The sequence below is a fragment of the Streptomyces sp. NPDC088915 genome (genome assembly GCF_044749825.1).
In the GTDB taxonomy this organism is placed as follows: Bacteria; Actinomycetota; Actinomycetes; order Streptomycetales; family Streptomycetaceae; genus Streptomyces.
This window is the reverse complement of sequence record NZ_JBIVIR010000024.1, coordinates 64,403-79,261: the sequence shown is the minus strand read 5'-3', so window position 1 is coordinate 79,261 and position 14,859 is coordinate 64,403. Positions and strand designations below refer to the sequence as shown.

The 14,859-nt window shown below is 70.2% G+C and carries 19 protein-coding genes; 13 read left to right on the top strand and 6 right to left on the bottom strand.

The window, feature by feature from the left end:
• Nucleotides 1-204 precede the first annotated feature (204 nt).
• From ACIP5O_RS33505 to ACIP5O_RS33485, 5 genes are all read left to right on the top strand, one after another.
• On the top strand, nt 205-1,275 hold the full coding sequence (locus ACIP5O_RS33505) for a peptidoglycan DD-metalloendopeptidase family protein (RefSeq protein ID WP_401300533.1): 1,071 nt from the start codon (nt 205-207) through the stop codon (nt 1,273-1,275).
• A gap of 57 nt (nt 1,276-1,332) precedes the next feature.
• Nucleotides 1,333-2,076 (top strand): hypothetical protein, encoded by a 744-nt coding sequence (locus ACIP5O_RS33500; protein ID WP_401300530.1) that lies wholly within the window; start codon nt 1,333-1,335, stop codon nt 2,074-2,076.
• A gap of 163 nt (nt 2,077-2,239) precedes the next feature.
• The gene (locus ACIP5O_RS33495; protein WP_401300528.1) at nt 2,240-2,941 is read left to right on the top strand and encodes a hypothetical protein; all 702 of its coding nucleotides are present in this window, start codon (nt 2,240-2,242) and stop codon (nt 2,939-2,941) included.
• Between the two features lie 82 nt (nt 2,942-3,023).
• A complete protein-coding gene (locus tag ACIP5O_RS33490; protein WP_401300525.1) occupies nt 3,024-3,641 on the top strand; it encodes a hypothetical protein in 618 nt (205 codons plus the stop codon).
• A complete protein-coding gene (locus ACIP5O_RS33485) occupies nt 3,638-3,991 on the top strand; it encodes a hypothetical protein (RefSeq protein WP_401300523.1) in 354 nt (117 codons plus the stop codon). Before ACIP5O_RS33490 ends, ACIP5O_RS33485 begins: the two co-directional genes overlap by 4 nt.
• Nucleotides 3,992-4,136: 145 nt before the next feature.
• On the opposite strand, the gene ACIP5O_RS33480 is transcribed toward ACIP5O_RS33485, so the two are convergent.
• The gene (locus tag ACIP5O_RS33480) at nt 4,137-4,367 is read right to left on the bottom strand and encodes a DUF397 domain-containing protein (protein ID WP_401300520.1); all 231 of its coding nucleotides are present in this window, start codon (nt 4,365-4,367) and stop codon (nt 4,137-4,139) included.
• Nucleotide 4,368: 1 nt separating this feature from the next.
• Nucleotides 4,369-5,250 (bottom strand): helix-turn-helix domain-containing protein, encoded by an 882-nt coding sequence (locus ACIP5O_RS33475; RefSeq protein WP_401300517.1) that lies wholly within the window; start codon nt 5,248-5,250, stop codon nt 4,369-4,371.
• A 506-nt stretch (nt 5,251-5,756) separates the two neighbouring features.
• On the opposite strand from ACIP5O_RS33475, the gene ACIP5O_RS33470 reads away from it, so the two are divergent.
• From ACIP5O_RS33470 to ACIP5O_RS33455, 4 genes are read left to right on the top strand one after another with little or no spacing between them, the layout of a single operon-like run.
• Nucleotides 5,757-6,638, top strand: coding sequence for an ATP-binding protein (locus ACIP5O_RS33470; RefSeq protein ID WP_401300514.1), 882 nt, complete (start codon nt 5,757-5,759; stop codon nt 6,636-6,638).
• 53 nt (nt 6,639-6,691) lie between these two features.
• Nucleotides 6,692-7,102, top strand: coding sequence for a DUF6415 family natural product biosynthesis protein (locus ACIP5O_RS33465; protein WP_401300511.1), 411 nt, complete (start codon nt 6,692-6,694; stop codon nt 7,100-7,102).
• Complete coding sequence (locus tag ACIP5O_RS33460; RefSeq protein WP_401300508.1) at nt 7,099-7,770, top strand: hypothetical protein; 672 nt, start codon at nt 7,099-7,101, stop codon at nt 7,768-7,770. Before ACIP5O_RS33465 ends, ACIP5O_RS33460 begins: the two co-directional genes overlap by 4 nt.
• Nucleotides 7,771-7,808: 38 nt before the next feature.
• Nucleotides 7,809-8,720, top strand: a complete 912-nt coding sequence (locus tag ACIP5O_RS33455; protein WP_401300506.1) for a hypothetical protein — start codon at nt 7,809-7,811, stop codon at nt 8,718-8,720.
• A 73-nt stretch (nt 8,721-8,793) separates the two neighbouring features.
• Here ACIP5O_RS33455 and ACIP5O_RS33450 read toward each other — a convergent pair whose 3' ends face one another.
• The gene (locus tag ACIP5O_RS33450) at nt 8,794-10,290 is read right to left on the bottom strand and encodes a DUF2637 domain-containing protein (RefSeq protein WP_401300503.1); all 1,497 of its coding nucleotides are present in this window, start codon (nt 10,288-10,290) and stop codon (nt 8,794-8,796) included.
• A gap of 330 nt (nt 10,291-10,620) precedes the next feature.
• Between ACIP5O_RS33450 and ACIP5O_RS33445 the strand changes: the two genes are divergently transcribed.
• Both ACIP5O_RS33445 and ACIP5O_RS33440 read left to right on the top strand, forming a co-directional pair.
• Nucleotides 10,621-11,322, top strand: coding sequence for a hypothetical protein (locus tag ACIP5O_RS33445; protein ID WP_401300500.1), 702 nt, complete (start codon nt 10,621-10,623; stop codon nt 11,320-11,322).
• Nucleotides 11,319-12,227, top strand: coding sequence for a hypothetical protein (locus tag ACIP5O_RS33440; RefSeq protein WP_401300498.1), 909 nt, complete (start codon nt 11,319-11,321; stop codon nt 12,225-12,227). The genes ACIP5O_RS33445 and ACIP5O_RS33440 overlap by 4 nt, the downstream gene beginning before the upstream one ends.
• Nucleotides 12,228-12,395: 168 nt before the next feature.
• Here the strand turns inward: ACIP5O_RS33440 and ACIP5O_RS33435 are convergent, their stop codons facing one another.
• Together ACIP5O_RS33435 and ACIP5O_RS33430 are read right to left on the bottom strand one after the other, a co-directional pair.
• Complete coding sequence (locus ACIP5O_RS33435; protein ID WP_401300495.1) at nt 12,396-12,788, bottom strand: hypothetical protein; 393 nt, start codon at nt 12,786-12,788, stop codon at nt 12,396-12,398.
• Nucleotides 12,785-13,057 carry a hypothetical protein gene (locus ACIP5O_RS33430; RefSeq protein WP_401300493.1) on the bottom strand — a complete coding sequence of 91 codons (273 nt, stop codon included), beginning with the start codon at nt 13,055-13,057 and terminating at the stop codon, nt 12,785-12,787. Before ACIP5O_RS33430 ends, ACIP5O_RS33435 begins: the two co-directional genes overlap by 4 nt.
• A gap of 122 nt (nt 13,058-13,179) precedes the next feature.
• On the opposite strand from ACIP5O_RS33430, the gene ACIP5O_RS33425 reads away from it, so the two are divergent.
• Together ACIP5O_RS33425 and ACIP5O_RS33420 are read left to right on the top strand one after the other, a co-directional pair.
• The gene (locus ACIP5O_RS33425; RefSeq protein ID WP_401300490.1) at nt 13,180-13,596 is read left to right on the top strand and encodes a hypothetical protein; all 417 of its coding nucleotides are present in this window, start codon (nt 13,180-13,182) and stop codon (nt 13,594-13,596) included.
• The gene (locus tag ACIP5O_RS33420; protein WP_401300487.1) at nt 13,593-13,745 is read left to right on the top strand and encodes a hypothetical protein; all 153 of its coding nucleotides are present in this window, start codon (nt 13,593-13,595) and stop codon (nt 13,743-13,745) included. Before ACIP5O_RS33425 ends, ACIP5O_RS33420 begins: the two co-directional genes overlap by 4 nt.
• Nucleotides 13,746-14,016: 271 nt before the next feature.
• On the opposite strand, the gene ACIP5O_RS33415 is transcribed toward ACIP5O_RS33420, so the two are convergent.
• Nucleotides 14,017-14,844, bottom strand: coding sequence for a hypothetical protein (locus ACIP5O_RS33415; protein ID WP_401300485.1), 828 nt, complete (start codon nt 14,842-14,844; stop codon nt 14,017-14,019).
• Nucleotides 14,845-14,859: the final 15 nt, after the last annotated feature.

Sequence of the window (14,859 nt, the reverse complement as noted above, 5' to 3'; positions counted from 1 at the left end):
CTTTGCCCCGATCTGTTGCGCCTCGTGAGGGTGATTCCTCGGCCACCCGTCTTACTTGCTTTGGGGGTGGAAATGCGATGTGGCAGGGTGACGTTGATGCCGCTGCGGGGGGTCCGCCGGACGGGCGGACGGAGTGCTGCCGGTCCGCACCTCCCTCTGCGCGGCGCCACAGAACGGCCCACGGTGTACGCAAGGGGGAGTGGCTTGGAGGCCAAACGGGGGATCGCGCTGCTGGCTGCGGCATTCGTCGTCAGCCCGCTGGCACTGGGACTCGGCATCATCCTTCTCATCGCAGCATCCGACGATGACGACGGGGGCGGCGGCGGTGGCGACTTCGAGTTGAGCGCCGGCACGCTGCGTGTGGGAAAGGGATACGTTCCCGCCGAGTACGCGGCACTCATCGAGAAGGCCGCAGCGTCCTGCGACCAGGGCCTGCCGGCGGGAATCCTGGCCGCACAGCTTCAGGCGGAGTCGAATTTCAATCCCAAGGCGCAGTCCAAGGACCCCGTGACGGGAAAGCCGATCGCGGACGGGATAGCGCAGTTCATACCGACCACTTGGGCCTCGTCGGGAATTGACGGAAACGGCGACGGAAAAAGAGACGTTTGGGACCCCGAGGACGCTATTCCGTCCCAGGGGAAGATGATGTGCGAGCTTCTGAAGACCGCCAAGAAGCATCCGGAATACAACGGCTCCCCGATCGAGCTCGCCCTGGCCGGATACAACGCGGGATGGGGCCGGGTGCAGCAGCACAAGGGGGTCCCGCCCGCGTCCTTCGCGGAGGGCCAGACCTACAACTACGTCAAGTTCATCATGGCGGCCCAGGCCAGGCTGACCGCCCCTGACACATCCGGGGACCCCGAGATGTCGGGGGAGTGGACGAAGCCCGTCAGCGCCCCGCTGGGGACGCCCTACCACCAGTCCGGCGGCATGTGGTCCAGCGGCTACCACACGGGGATCGACTTCGCCGCCGGAGTTGGAACACCGATAAGGGCCGCCGGACCCGGGAAAGTCGTCTCGGCCTCCCGGGTCAACGCCTACGGGCGGCAGGTGATCATCCGTCACGCCGACGGCATGTACACCCAGTACGCCCACATGTCGGAGCTGAGGGTCTCGGCCGGAGACACCGTCAAGGGAGGACAGGTCATCGGCCTGTCCGGCGCCGACGGCAACGTGTCCGGTCCGCACCTGCACTTCGAGGTCCGCACCGGTCCCGACTACGGGACGGACATCGCCCCGCTGCCCTACCTGCGCAAGAAGGGCGTGAACATCTAGACCGCCGGCCATCCCCGAGCACACAGCAGACCCGAGCACCTACCCCAAGGACCCGCCGTGCACGACGATCACCAGCAGCTCCGGCCGTGGGGCGCCGTCACACCCGCTTTCTGGGAGAGCGGCCAGGCTCCCGATTCGGCTCCCGACCTGGAGGAGCCCGCGCAGCCGGTAAAGCCCGCCGTCCCCCGGCAGGTCCCGTCGGCCGAAGACGTCCAACGTTCTCCCGCCGCTCCGGCCGAGGCCGAAACGGCGGAAGGAGTCCAGGCCGAGGCTGCGCCGGCGGCGGCTGCCGGGCCCGACTCCGCCCAGCAGGCGGCCGCCGTGTCGTCGTCTCCCTCTCCCGAGGGCGGGCCGCCCACGGCCTACCAGGACCGGATCAACGCCGTCGTCGCCGCCTTCGGCCGACCCGACGACCGCGAGGGCCTGGCGGCCGCGGCCATCGAGGCCGAGAAGCTCGACCAGGAGTTCACCGCGCAGTACGGCCAGCAGCACGCCCACACCGTCCGCCTCCGCGAGATCCGCGGCTGGCTCGCCCTCCTCGCGGGCCAGCCGGCCGTGGCCGCCCGCTGGTACCTGCACACCACCGGACTCCAGATCGCCCTGTACGGCGCGGCCCACGCGGAGACCGAAGGCTCCGTACGCCGAGCCGTCCACACCTGGCAGCAGGTCAAGGACCCCGCCGAGGTCGTCCAGATCGGGAGCGATCTGGCCAAGGTTGTCTCCGCCGCGCTCGGCGAGAACAGCGACGCCGCGCGCTTCGTCCAGGCCCGTATCGCCCGGTACCAGCAGGTCCCGCAGTAGACCAGCACCGTCCACCGTGAGCCCCCGGCCCCGCCGGGGGCTCACGTGCTTCCTGGCCGGATCGGGCCCCCTCCCGTCGTCGGCGGTCCTGAGCGCTTGACGCCTGTCGGTATATGCCGACAAGATTCGTCGGTAAACACCGACAAAGTTACGGAGGGTATCTGTGGCCACGTACAGCCGTAGCTACACGGGTACGCAGTGGAAGATCGCGCAGGTCGAACTGGACCCGGAAACCTGGACTCCGGTGACGACCGTGATGGAGCCGGAGGAGCTCGCCGGTCCCAGCGTCTACTGGCCCGACGGCACCACGTCCTACATCCTCCATTTCAAGGGAGGCCCCGAAACCAGTTGGGCCGTCGCCGACGAGGCCGACAGCGCTCTGCGTGCCCTGGAGGCTCTGCGCGGGGGAGAGGAGATCACCCCGGGCGCGCTGAGCACGTACCTCTGCGACGTGCGGCGGTTGGAAACGCGCATGACCGCCCTGAAGGAGGAACTGCTGCTGTACGCCCGCGAGCCCGGTCCGAACGGCCGGGCCCGGCTTTCCTTCCGGGACATCGGCCACGAGCTGGGGCAGCACCATACCTCCGTGGCCGGACGGCACCAGCGCATCCTCGACGGCGACACCGCCCAGTGGCGCCACTGGCTGACCCAGTCAACGGAGCGCGCGGCCATGTACACCAACGGCGGCGAGCTCCCCCGCCCCCCTCGGCCGCAGCGCGAGCACGAGACCGGCGTCTACGACAGCCGAGAAAAGCCGGGGAAGGTGATGGCCCACTGCCGCTGCGGCTGGTCCGGCCCCGTCGGCACCAACATCGTGACCGCCTCGCGGCAGGGCAAAGTCCATGAAGACAACCCGGAGGCGTGAACCCCGAGGCTGCCGACTGCTTGGAGGCGTCACGGCAGCCCCGGGGGCCCTCAGTTCCGAAACGACGAAACGAGGAACACCCATGATGACCGAGCGAACCACCCCCGCGCAGGCCCTGGCCTTAACCGGTGCTCTCCTGGCGACCTGGGACGCGCTGCACCCGCTGTTCGACCAGTGGTTCCAGAGCGGTAAGGACGCGGCGAACAAGGGAGCCTGCGGGCACCACCTGGTCTACCGCGACGGCACGCGCGTCGGCGAGGAAGTCGAGGGCGACGACCGCGCGGGCGAGCCCACCATGACCGCCACCCGCCTGGGCTGGATCAGCGCGGCCCGGCACGTTGCCAGCTACACCGCAGGTCAGCTGACCGGAACGGTCCTCCTCACCCGCGTGCTCGGCTACCGCGTGCCGGCCCCGGCACTGCTTGCCGGCGCGGCGATCAACGGCCTCACGCACCTGGTGATCGACAAGCGCCAGCCGCTGCTCTGGCTGGCCGCCAAGGCGGGAAAGGGCGGGTACGTCGACCACTGCACCGTCGTGCGCCGCGTCGACCAGGACGGGGCCGCCCAGGTCGAGGCGACCGGTCCCGGTTCGGCGGCCTTCGAGCTCGACCAGTCGCTCCACCGCGCCATCGGCGCCTTCGCCGCCGTCACCACGGCCTGGCTCACCATCCGCTCGACGAAGAAGGGACGTACCCGATGACCGAGGACCTGTGGGACCTCCTGCGCTCGACACACAAGGTGCAGCGCATGGTGGAGGACCTCCGGCTCAGTGACGCTGCCGGCACCACCACCGCCGAGCAGGAACGGGAGTATTACCTGCACCGCGCTGCGCTCGCTCAGCGCCACCTCGCCGCGGCCGCCGACACCGGCAGTGACCCCGAGGAAGGACGCCAGGAGGCGGGGGAGGCCGCGCTTCTGCTGTGGAAGCACGACAGCCTCCACGGCAGCCACCGCGGCCTGCTCCCGGCGAGGCATCCGAACTGGAAGGCGTCGAACCTCGGCGACTACGTCCGCCAGGAGACGGAAGCGGCCGGCCTGGACCCCAACTGATCAGTGCCCGCACGCGGAACGCCCCCCGCCGATCGCCGGGGGCGTTCCGCGTTGTGGTGCTGGCCCGTGTCCGTCGAGGAGCGGCAGAAACGAACCCGGCCCCGGCAGGAGGATCTCCTGCCGGGGCCGGTCACGCCGAGGGCGCTCAGGTGGACGGCTCGCCCACCTCGGTCGCGAAGGCGACGAAGCTCGTCCACGCGGTGCGGCCGAACTCGAAAGTGCCGCCGTCGGGGTCCTTGGAATCCCGTACCGCCATCTTGCCGGCGGGGCCGGTGGCCAGGCGCCGGGCCTGGACGCACTGGCCACCTTGATTGTCGCTGTAGCTGGAGGTGAACCAGTCCCCGGTCTGCTGCGGGTCGGCGTCCAGGTGGGCCATGTCAGAACTCCTTGATTGCCTTGCGGATCATGCTCACGGACTCCGTATGACCCGGAGCGGCCGCTTGCAGGTCGGTGAAACTCTCGTCGTAACGATCGGTGTGGGCGGGCTTGCGCAGGACCCAGGCGTCAGCGCGGTTCTCCAGGTAGACGATCGGCCGGAACGGTGAACGGTCACCGAAGCGCAGGATGGTGAACGCGCCGTTCATGCCGGGGTGCACGCCGAGGTCGAACGGCACGACCTGCACGCGGACGTTGGGAAGGGAGGTCGCGAGGTCGGCTATGTGGCCCAACTGCTCGCGCATCACGTCGGCGCTGCCGACGCGTCGCTTGAGTACGGCCTCGTTGAGGATGGCGGTCAGCCTGAGCGGGGAGTCCTCGCGGTGCAGGGCTTCTTGGCGCGTCATCCGTACGGCTACGAGCTTGTCGATCTCGGCGGGGGTGAGCCCCTGCGTCGGGAGCGGCAGCGACCTCACGTACGCCTCGGTCTGGAGCAGGCCGGGGATGAACTCGTTCTCGTAATTGTGTACGGCGCTCGCGACGGCTTCCTGTGCCAGATAAGCCTTGAAGCCGGGGCTGATGACCGGGGCCAGCTCGCGCTTCTGCCACCAGTCCCTCTTCGTCTTGGTCACGGTGGCGTAGCCGACCAGGGTGTCGCGGTGCTCGGCATCCGCGCCGTAGATGTCGCACAGCGCCATCACGTCCGCCGGCTCCACGAGGCCGTTCTCGGCGGCTTCGAGCCGATTGATCTTCGACGGGCTGACCACCAGGCGCTTCGCGACCGCTGCGGCGGTCAGGCCCTTCGCCTCCCGTAGGCCCCGCAGCTCGATCGCCAGTTGGAGACGGCACAGCGCAGGCGCTGCCGATCCTGCCTCTTCACTCATCTCGCATCCCTTCGTCGAGCAAGGGCCAGTGTGTCGGTCGCCCTTCTGCCACGGCAAGAAATCTTCTGCGCCGACGCGATGAATTCTGCCAGTTCGTGAGCATCCGTCAGGACCACCTCTGTGTATGGGTGTTCGAGCGACAATGCTTCTCGCAGAATTCTGCGGGAAGGGTGTTCACGGTATCGAATCTGGTGGCATCCTGTGTCGAGTCAGCACAGAACGCGTCTACCTCGCGACTCCAAGTGATCTTGGTGCTGGGGCTGCCGCGTACGTACCGACCGGGAGGGACCCCGGATGTCGAAGCCCAGCCAGGTCGCCGAGCGACGGTTCGAAATTCCCGTCAGCTCCGATCTCTTACGCCAGCTCCAGGGCGCGCTGTGCATCAGGTGCGGAATCCAGGGCGGGCAACTCTTCCCTGACGGACGCGCGTTCACCACCTCCCCGGGCGGAGGCGACCCCCTCCCGTGGGACGTGCGTGCCCACGCGAAGTGCCCCGGGGGTACCCGGTGAGCGCCTCGGACATCGGCAAGGCCTGCTGTCTCGGCGCCCTGAGCGCCCGACTCCCCGCCGGCCTGCCGGGCGATGCCGTGGCCATACCGGCCCGCCTCGGCGACGGTGTGCTCCACACGCTCGAAGCTCTCCACCCCCACCTGCGTCCCGCCGTCCTGCTCGACCTGACCCGGGCACGCACGTACCTCTTCACCGAGCCCGGACAGGGGGGCGTCTGGAGTGAGGACGTCTGGACGCTCGACGCCGGTACCTGGCTCGCCAGCCCCCACCAGACGAACGGCCCCTGCGGAGACCTGAAGGTCTGGCACCACTGGCCGCAGTCCGGGGGGCGCGCACTCCCCGTTACCGACCTGCGCCGAGCGCTGCGCCTGGCCTACCCCGCCCTCCGGCGGCGCGCTGTCGGGCCCCTCGTCCAGCACCCGCAATCCCGGAGGCACCCCGTGACGTCAGTGTCTGCATCCACCGCGAACGGCCCCGACAGCCAGGTGTACGTATTCGACCGCGCTCCCACCATGCCCGCCCTCGCCCGGCGCCGAGTCCGCGCCGCCCTCACCGCCTGGCAGGTCTCCCCGAACGACATCGACACGGCGGAACAGGTGATCGCCGAGATCGCGGCGAACGCGATCGAGCACACGGAGTCCCGCCGCATCCGCCTGGAGATCGAGCGCCACCCGGACGAGATCCAGATCGCCGTACGCGACAGCGGTCCCCGGCCGCAGGCCTCCCTCACCGCGCGGACCGACTCCAACGCCGGCCTCGAAGAAGGCGGTCGCGGCTTGCTCCTGGTCCACGCCCTCGCGGCGCGATGGGGCGCTGACCCCACTTCGGGAAACGGGCTGCGGGTCTGGGCCGCCATCCGGCCGGGAGCCCCGAAGTGACCGTCGTCGACGGATACCACCCCGCTCACCTCCTCTACTTACCGGAGTCCTCGATGTCCCGCCCGCTCATGCCCGTGCCACCCGCCTACGTCCGGCGGTCGCCGGGCCCGCCGGCCGACCTGCTCGCCCGCGTGGCCCAGCGCCTCCGAGAGGTGAAGCCGCTGGACGAGATCCTGGACGACATCGGCGACGTGCTCGGGAACCAGGCACCCCCGGCCGGCGAGTGCGAAGACCTCGACCAGCGGCTGCGCGCCGACCTCATCAGGCTCGCCCAGATCGCCCTGGCCGCGAACAACCGGGACCCCGAGGTGTCCGCCCTGCTTCAGCACGCCGACCGGCTGATGGCCGAGGACCTGCCGACCGACTACCAGCCGAGGATCGGGACGCTGCGCCGGATGGCCAGCACGGCCAACGGCCTCCTGGAGCGACTCACGGAGACCGGCAGCATAAAGGAGGCCGTGTGAGCGCCCCGCGGCAAATCACCTGGAACGGATGGCACGTTCCCTTCATCGCCCCCTGGAGCCATGAAACCCCTCGGGCCGGCACGATTGTCCGAGCCTCCCGGGGAGCCGGGATCGCCTACGCCGACGAACTCGACGTCGTCGACCGCAGGAACGGCACCCTGTGGGTCCGCTGGTCGGCGCTGCGCGGCGCCGGACGGCCCCACCTGGGCGGAGTTCACCCGCTGCGCCAGCGGCAGGCGATGAGCCACATGCTGTGCCAGGTCTGCGCGGCGTCGACGTACGGCGATGCGTTCAGCCGCTGGGGCGGCCGGCATCTCTTCCTCGTGCGAGCCGATCAAGGGCAGGAGATCCGCGATGGAGAAACAACCGCGACACCGCCCATCTGCGAACCCTGCGCCGCCGAATCCGTCCGCGCCTGCCCCGAACTGGGCAAGGGCTACACGGCGGCCCTCGTCGAACGTCCTCAGCCCTGGGGAGTGGCCGGCATCCCCTACAACCCCCGCACGCTCGCGCCTGCGCCTGCGCCCAAGACCCGCGACGGCCTGACCTTCGTGAACTACGAAGACCCGCGACTGCCCTGGACCCTCGCGGCCCGCGACGTCGTGACGCTCCTCGGCTGTACCCCCGTCGACCTGGACCGCCTCGCCGCCCACGGCGTCACCGTCTAGGCCTCCCGCACCCGAACACCTCAAGGAGAGGCACCTCCATGTCGGAGACCACCGCGCATACCGCCGCTGCCCAGTTCGGCATCCCGCGCCAGACGACCGCGCCCACGGAGGGGCGGGCCGAGGCCGAGCAGCTCGCCGGCACCCCCGCCAGGTGGGAGCTGAGGAAGGACCGAGGCAGCACGACCGTGTGGAAGGTGACCGGCCCGGCGGGCCAGTGGGCCCTGAAGATCGGCCGCAGCGAGGACGCAGCCGTGGTCGCCAGGGAGTCGGGGGTTCTCCGGCACATCGCTTCCGTCCCCCCGGTGTCGTACGGCGCACGCTCCAAGAGCGGCAGGACCTCCGAGAGTGCTTGGCAGCTCACCCCCTGGCTGGACGGCCCCTCGACCTGGGACGTCTTCCGCCCGGTCCGAGACGGTGACACGGACCGGGCGCAGGCACTCGCGGCCGCCGTGGACCTGGCGACCGCTGTCGGCGCGCTGCACCAGAGCGGATGGGTGCACGGTGATGTCCAGCCCCACCACTCCATCCACGCCCGGGGCGGAGTACGGCTGATCGGCTGCTCCTGGGCCTGGCACCTGGAGCTCCCGCCCTCCTACGCCTCCCACAGCGGGCTGCTGCACCTCATGTCCCCCGAGCTGATCCGCCGCGTGGAATCCGAACAGAGGCCGATCGCGCCCAGCCAGCCGGACGAGACCTACGCCCTGGCCGCCGGCCTGTGGTGGGCGGCCACCAACTCGTGGCCGCTGGACTACACCCAGCTGGGGATCGACCCGGCCACCTTCACGGCGAAGGGACTCCGCGGAGTCCTCGTGCGCCGGTGGCCTCCGCTCGGACGGATCGTCGCGTGGCCTCGGCTGGAGGAGGTCCTGCGCTCCGTGCTCACGGCGCGGCCGAGCGAACGGCCCTCGGCGCTGCACCTGGCTCAGTGGCTCCGGTCCTTGCCCTCGTAGCCGCACGAGCCATCGAGCACGACTGAGGGGCCCGACGATCCGTCGGGCCCCTCAGTCGTGTCGAACCACTTCGTCACGCCAGCGCGGTCTCCCTCACCGCCTCGCTCGCATCAGCCGATCGCTGCTGTCCGATGGCGGGCTCGTCGTCCTCCTGGCGCTCGCGGGGTGCATCCGAGCCAGGCGTCTGCTCCGCGGCATGGTGCTGCGGCGCGGGCTCGGGAGTCGCAGCGGCCGCTTCTCGGCGGTCGCGTTCGGCCTGCGCCTCCGCCGCTACACGTCGCAGCTCCGGCAGGAGCTGCTTGACGGCCGTACGTACCGCCCCCGCCTTCATGAGGCCCTCCTGCTTCCCGTCGCTGTCGAGACCCATCCCGGCGGCCTGCCCCAGAGCCATGTTGGCCCGGTAGGCCGCCCCGTTGGCCACCTGCGAGTTGACGTCCAACACCCTCAGGTCACCGGCGAGGATCTGAGCCACCAGGGCATCCCGGAGCTGGTGACTCTTCGGCTTACTGCTGGAAGCTCCCACGGGCTGAACCGGCGTCGACCGGACAGGGGCCAGGTCCGCGGCCGGGGCGGGGGCGGGAGCAGGTGCGGGGGTGGGAGCCGGTGCGGGCACCAGCGCAGGGGCCGGCGCAGGAAGACCGATCGGCCTGGCAGCCGCACCACTGGGTTCCGCTGCGGCCGGGGGGGCCGGTACGTGCCGGGCCGGGGTGGGACGGGGCTCGTGCGGTTCGAGGGTGCCGGGCACCGTGCGGGGCGTCTCCTGCTGAGCGGGTCGGGGCTCCACTCGCGGCGGCGCCTCTACCTTGACCGGCTCCGGGCTCGCTTCTGCGACCGGCGCGGGGAGCGGGGTGCGGGAGCCGGGGGCGCGGACATACTGCAAGGTGTCGTGCAGGTCCTTGCGCCACTGCTTCCACATCTGCCGGGGGTAGCCGACGAACGGCACCCACAGCAGCAGGCTGTAGCCCCGCTCCGCGTTCTTCTTTTTCTTCTTCGGGTACTTCCCCAGGACTAGCTGCTCGACCTTCTTGAGCAGGGACTCCAGGAAGATGGCGTACACCAGGGGCGGGATGACCGCGACGAGGCGGCCACCGAGGGTAGGCGGCTCTCCGGGAGCGTGCGGGGTGTGCAGCAGGTTCATCACGGCCGAGGCCACGATGAATCCGACCAGATAGAAGCGGGTCAGCTGACTGGACCGAGCGGTCAGCGCCTCGAACAGCCGCAGCAGCGACAGGCCGAGCGCGCCGGCGTCCAGTAGGAGTGCGAAGCCCGTGGCTGCGGTCCACGAACCGCCGTTGCGGTCGAACGCGTAGGCTTTCTGCGCGCCGAAGCTGAGCCAGGCCGCGATGCCCGCGATGCAGAAGATGATGATGAAGGAGACCGAGAGGCTGATGACCGCGAGGCGTCGCCTCCAGGTCTTGCGCCGCTCCTCCGCCAGCTTCTCGCGGTCCTCCGCGGACAGCTTGTCCTGCTCGCGCGTACGGCGGGAGCGGAGGACCAGGGCCACGGTGCCGAAGACGCAGAGCGCCGCGAAGCCGATGCCGGCGGGCAGCAGGTAGTTCTCGCCCATCATCGTCGGGCACCCTTCTCCCTGTTCGCGGCCGCGACCTCGGGCGGGACGGGCCTGCGGCTGATGTCCGCCGCCTGGTGACGCATGGACACTCCGATCATCGGTTCTGGGGCTCGGGCGTCATAACCCTAGGACGCCGCACCGTCAGCCCCGGATACCGCAGCATCCTCCTCCAGTCCCGGGCGTCCCGTCGGCCTCTTTTCCGTCAGACCCCCGCCGCCCTCGGCGGTTGTTGACCCGAGTGCGGCAAGGATGTTCGTCTTGGAGGGTGGTCGTACTAAAAACCGGCGTCCGCTCCCTCCTGAATGCCCGGTTGTCGGTACCCTCCGGCCCATGACCAATTGGACTTGGAAGAACCCCCTCCCGAAGAAGGGGCGGACGATTTCGTTCGTCGGCAAGGGAGGGAGTGCGAAGTCCACCAACCTCGCGCACCTCCTGCGGTACTGGAAGGAAATGGGTATCCCCGCCGTCGCTCACGACGCCGACGACAGCGACGGCCAGGAGGAGCCCGGCTCCCTGCTCGCGTGGGCCGAGATGCTTCCCCTGGACGGCGAGGGCCTCGGCGCCCCCGTCTACCGCGCCCCGGCCGCGCCTTCGCTCAAGGCCGAAGTGGACCGGCTCCGGCCGCCGCACGGCCTGTCCCTGATCGACACCAAAGCCTGGGATCGCGGCAAGCACAACTCCCATCTCGCCGCCATCCGATCCTCGGACCTCCTCGTGCTGAGCCTCTACCCGAGCGGCATGGAGAAGTTCCGCGGCGCATCGATCCTGGGCGCGATGGACGAGGTCGAGACCATGTCCGGCCACCGGCCCCGTGTCGTCTGCCTGCTCACCCGCTTCAACTCCAGCGCGGGCGCGGCCGACGGGGTCCGTGAGGAGCTGGAGCGGGAAGGGCTGCACGTCCTCAAGTCCGACATCCCCGCGTCCGAGTCCAAAACGGGGTACGCCCAGAGCTTCGGCACGGTTCCCCGGCTGAAGGCGGACTCCGACATGCACAATCTCGCCAAGGAGCTTCTTGTGGAGGTCACCCGATGAGCGCCCAGGCGCCGGCCCGACCGAGCATGGCCGCAGGCCGGCTCCGGAAGGGCGCCCAGCCCGTGAAGACGGTGCCCGGCCTTGAGGCCGACCGTTTCACCGGCACCAACGTCATCGACCCCGCGCGCGTCATCAAGGGAACTCCCCAGGAGCAGCTAGAGCAGGTGACGGCCCTGCTCCGCGACGCCCAGGAGAGCGGAGAGGAAGCCGTCGCCGACGTCCTGGCCGTCGGTGCGGTCAACAAGGGCCTGCTCCTGGCCTACGCCAAGGAGCAGGACCTATGGCAGCACTCCGACCGCGCGAGCTTCGAGCTGTGGGGCGCCGAGGTGCTGGAGATCAGCACGAAGTACGTCCACCGGCTCGTCCGGGAGGCCGCAGCGTTGGTCAAGGTGGTGGCGCTGAACGACCGGTGTAAAAAAGTGCACCGCATCACCAGGCCCGCCCACGCCGTCGTCATCGCCGCGGTGATCGACCAGCACGGCGAGGACGCCGCCCTCGCGGTCATCCCCAAGGCGTGGGAGCTGGCGGCGGCGGAGAACCGCCGGCGCCCCACGGCGGCCCAGTTCGAGCGGGCGGCCGCAGAGCTCAAGTACCCCATCAAGCTGATCACGGACGAGAGCGACGACGCGGCGCCCGCGCTCACCGCCCCCCCTGCGGTCCTGCGGACCCAGAAGACCCTGACCCGCGCCACCGCGGCGATCGGCAGCGTCAAGGAACGGCACATCGCCGCCATGGAGCGCAAGGACGCCGACGCGGTCCGGCTCCAGGCGGAGGAAGCCCGCACCCGCCTGGCCGAGTACATCGAGACGATCGACAAGGTGTACCCGAAGAAGGTCGTCCCCGCCGCGCGCCCCGAGCTGGAAGCCGACGGGCAGCAGGGCGAGGAGCGCGTCGCCGTCGCCTGACCGCGCCGTCATGACGAAGGCCCCCGCCGTCGGCGGGGGCCTTCGTCATGACCTGAGGAAGCGGGTGGCGGCGACGTCGTCGAGTCGATCGGACCACCGGGCGGCCCCTCGGCGGAGTGAACGGGTCAACTTGACCAGGTAATCCTCCGGGGTGCCTCTCGCGTTTCCTTACGGCAGCGCCTCGGTCTCGATGTCCGGGTACAGAGCGCGTAGCCGCTCCGGATCGCCGGTGATCACCGGCCACTGCCGGGCGGCCGCCAGGTAGGCGACGTGACCGGCGGTGGTGCTTGCTTCACCGTCGATGTTCGCGCGCAGTATGCCCGCCCCCCGCGCGTCCGCCTCATCGAGCGGGGCGACGGTCAGGAGGGGGAACTGGACGATGGTCGACAGCGCGTGCGCCGCGTCGCTCTTGAGGTCGGCGTATGCGTCGGACAGGGCGGTCGCCGGGACGAGGAGCGGGATGACTCGCTGGTGCGCGACCGACAGGAGGGCCTGCATGTAGAGGCTTCCGCGGGCGGCGGCGGTCAGCGCCGTGGTGTCGAGGATGCGGCCGCCGATCACGCGGCGCTGCTCTGCCCGGCATTGACGCTGACGCCGAGAGCCTTCGCAGCCCACTCCAGGTGTTCAGCGGTGGGGCGCTCGCCGGGGAAGAGCCGCGCGAGTACGGCGTCCACCTCGGCGGCCTCCTGCTCGCGCTGGAGCAGAGACGTGATGTGCCCCGATACGCTGCTGATCTGTCCTGCGGCCTCCCGCTCCTTGAGGTGATCGAGGACCTCTTGTGGAATTGTGATCGCCGTTTTCGCCTTAGGCGGGTTCTTCGGATTGGTCATACCTGAGTCATACCACCCCGTGGCGCGCGGGGGGAGGGATTCGCGGAACTCGTTGGCTGGAGCCAGCAGAACTCGATACGCTCGTCCGCGTCGTTGGCTACAACCAACAAGAGGGGGTCCCGTTGGCGACGTACGACGTCGACATGTTCGCCGCCGAAGTCGAGCAGCTCGTCCACCAGGCCGACCAGGTCCAGGGCGCCGACCGCGTCGAGCTCCTGGCCCGCGCGGCCAGCCGCGCCATGGACCCCCTGCTCCGCATCGAGCTGCTGATGCTCGTAGCGGACGCCGCAGGCCGCGCCGCCCACGAAGCCGCCGACGCCGCCCGGCAGGGTGCAGGCAGGCCGGAGAACGCTCGGGCCACCTACGAGCAGATCGGTGCGGCGGCGGGCCTGGCCCGTGACGTCGTCTATCGGCAGCACACCCACGGGGCGGCTCTGTCCTGGCCGGCCGCGCGACGCGGAGTGCACAACGGGCGAACCGGCTCCAGCCGGAAGGCGTCACCAGCCGCGACGGAAGAACAAGGAGGGGGGACCGCATGACCGAGGACGAGATCGCGCGGGGGGTAGTACGGGGACTTCGGGCGCACGAACACCGCCGTGCGGAAGGGCAGGCCCGTTCCCTGCTCGCCGGCCTGGCCATCCTGGCGGCGGTGGCCGTCACCTTCATCGTGCTGGTGACGTACGGATGACCCAAGGCTTCGAGGTGCACCTCTTCCTCGTCAACGGTCAACCCGATCCGATCGAGTGCCCTTGCCCGCGTGCCACGTGCGGTGGCCTCGTCGAGGTGCTGGACGAGTGCGGTACGCACCGTCCGCGGTCCGGAGACGCGCCGATCATGGGCTTCCAGCAGGTTGCCCGGTGCTGCTCGGCGGAGCAGTCAGCGACGGCATAGGCCGCACGATGCGAAGGCCCGGACCGAGGAATCGGTCCGGGCCCTCACTGTTCCGGGCACGCCGGAGATCAGCCGTCTGCGTCGAGGTCGACCAGCCCGGCCGCCACGTCCAGAGCGCTCCCCGCCTCCTCTGTGGCCGCCGGGGGGCGCCCCGTCCTCTTCGCGTACGCCCGTGCCTCGCGCACGACGCCGCGCACATACACCAGGAGGTTGGCGCGCTCGGAGGCGTTGTGCCGGTCGTCCACGGCTTCGGTGAGCTGCTCCCACCAGAACTCGTCATCGTCGGGGTCGACTCGGATCTCCCCGGCCTCGTGGTGCTTCAGCAGGGCCCGCGCGACCGCGTCCAGCTCCGCGTAACGCGCTTCCCCGGCGGCGATGAACTGGGCCTCGGCGATCCGAGCCTCCATGGCCCGCCGGTCAATGAGGTGCGCGACCTGCGGCTGTCGCCGGTCGCCGGGGCGGCCGTTGACGGCGACGTACAGCCGCTTGCGGAGATTCATCGCACTTCCGGGGTTCGGTTCCCCGAGCCGGTCGAGGTACCGGAGCTTGAGGGCCATCTCCTTCCACGAGGTACCGCTGGCGCGAGCGTCGTCGATCGCAGCGAGCTGGAAGGGGTCTGCGGCGAGGCGCAGCCACTCGGCCAGCTGCATCCTCAGCACCGCCGCCTCCTGGTACGCCTCCCCCGTGAGCCGGGCGGCGTGCTCCTGGGCGAACTGGAGCACGCCGAACAGCTCGTGATCACCGGGCCAGCGCTCCAGGTACAGCTCGTCCTTGCCGGTCTCGCGGTGCAGCTCGTACAGGCGGGCGGCCAGGACGCGGGGCTGCTTCTCGGGGGCCTGCCGCGCCGGGCGCGTTTCGCGGACGGTCGGCGGCGGGGTCCTGCGAGGGCGTCGCATCGTCGTCTCGTCCCG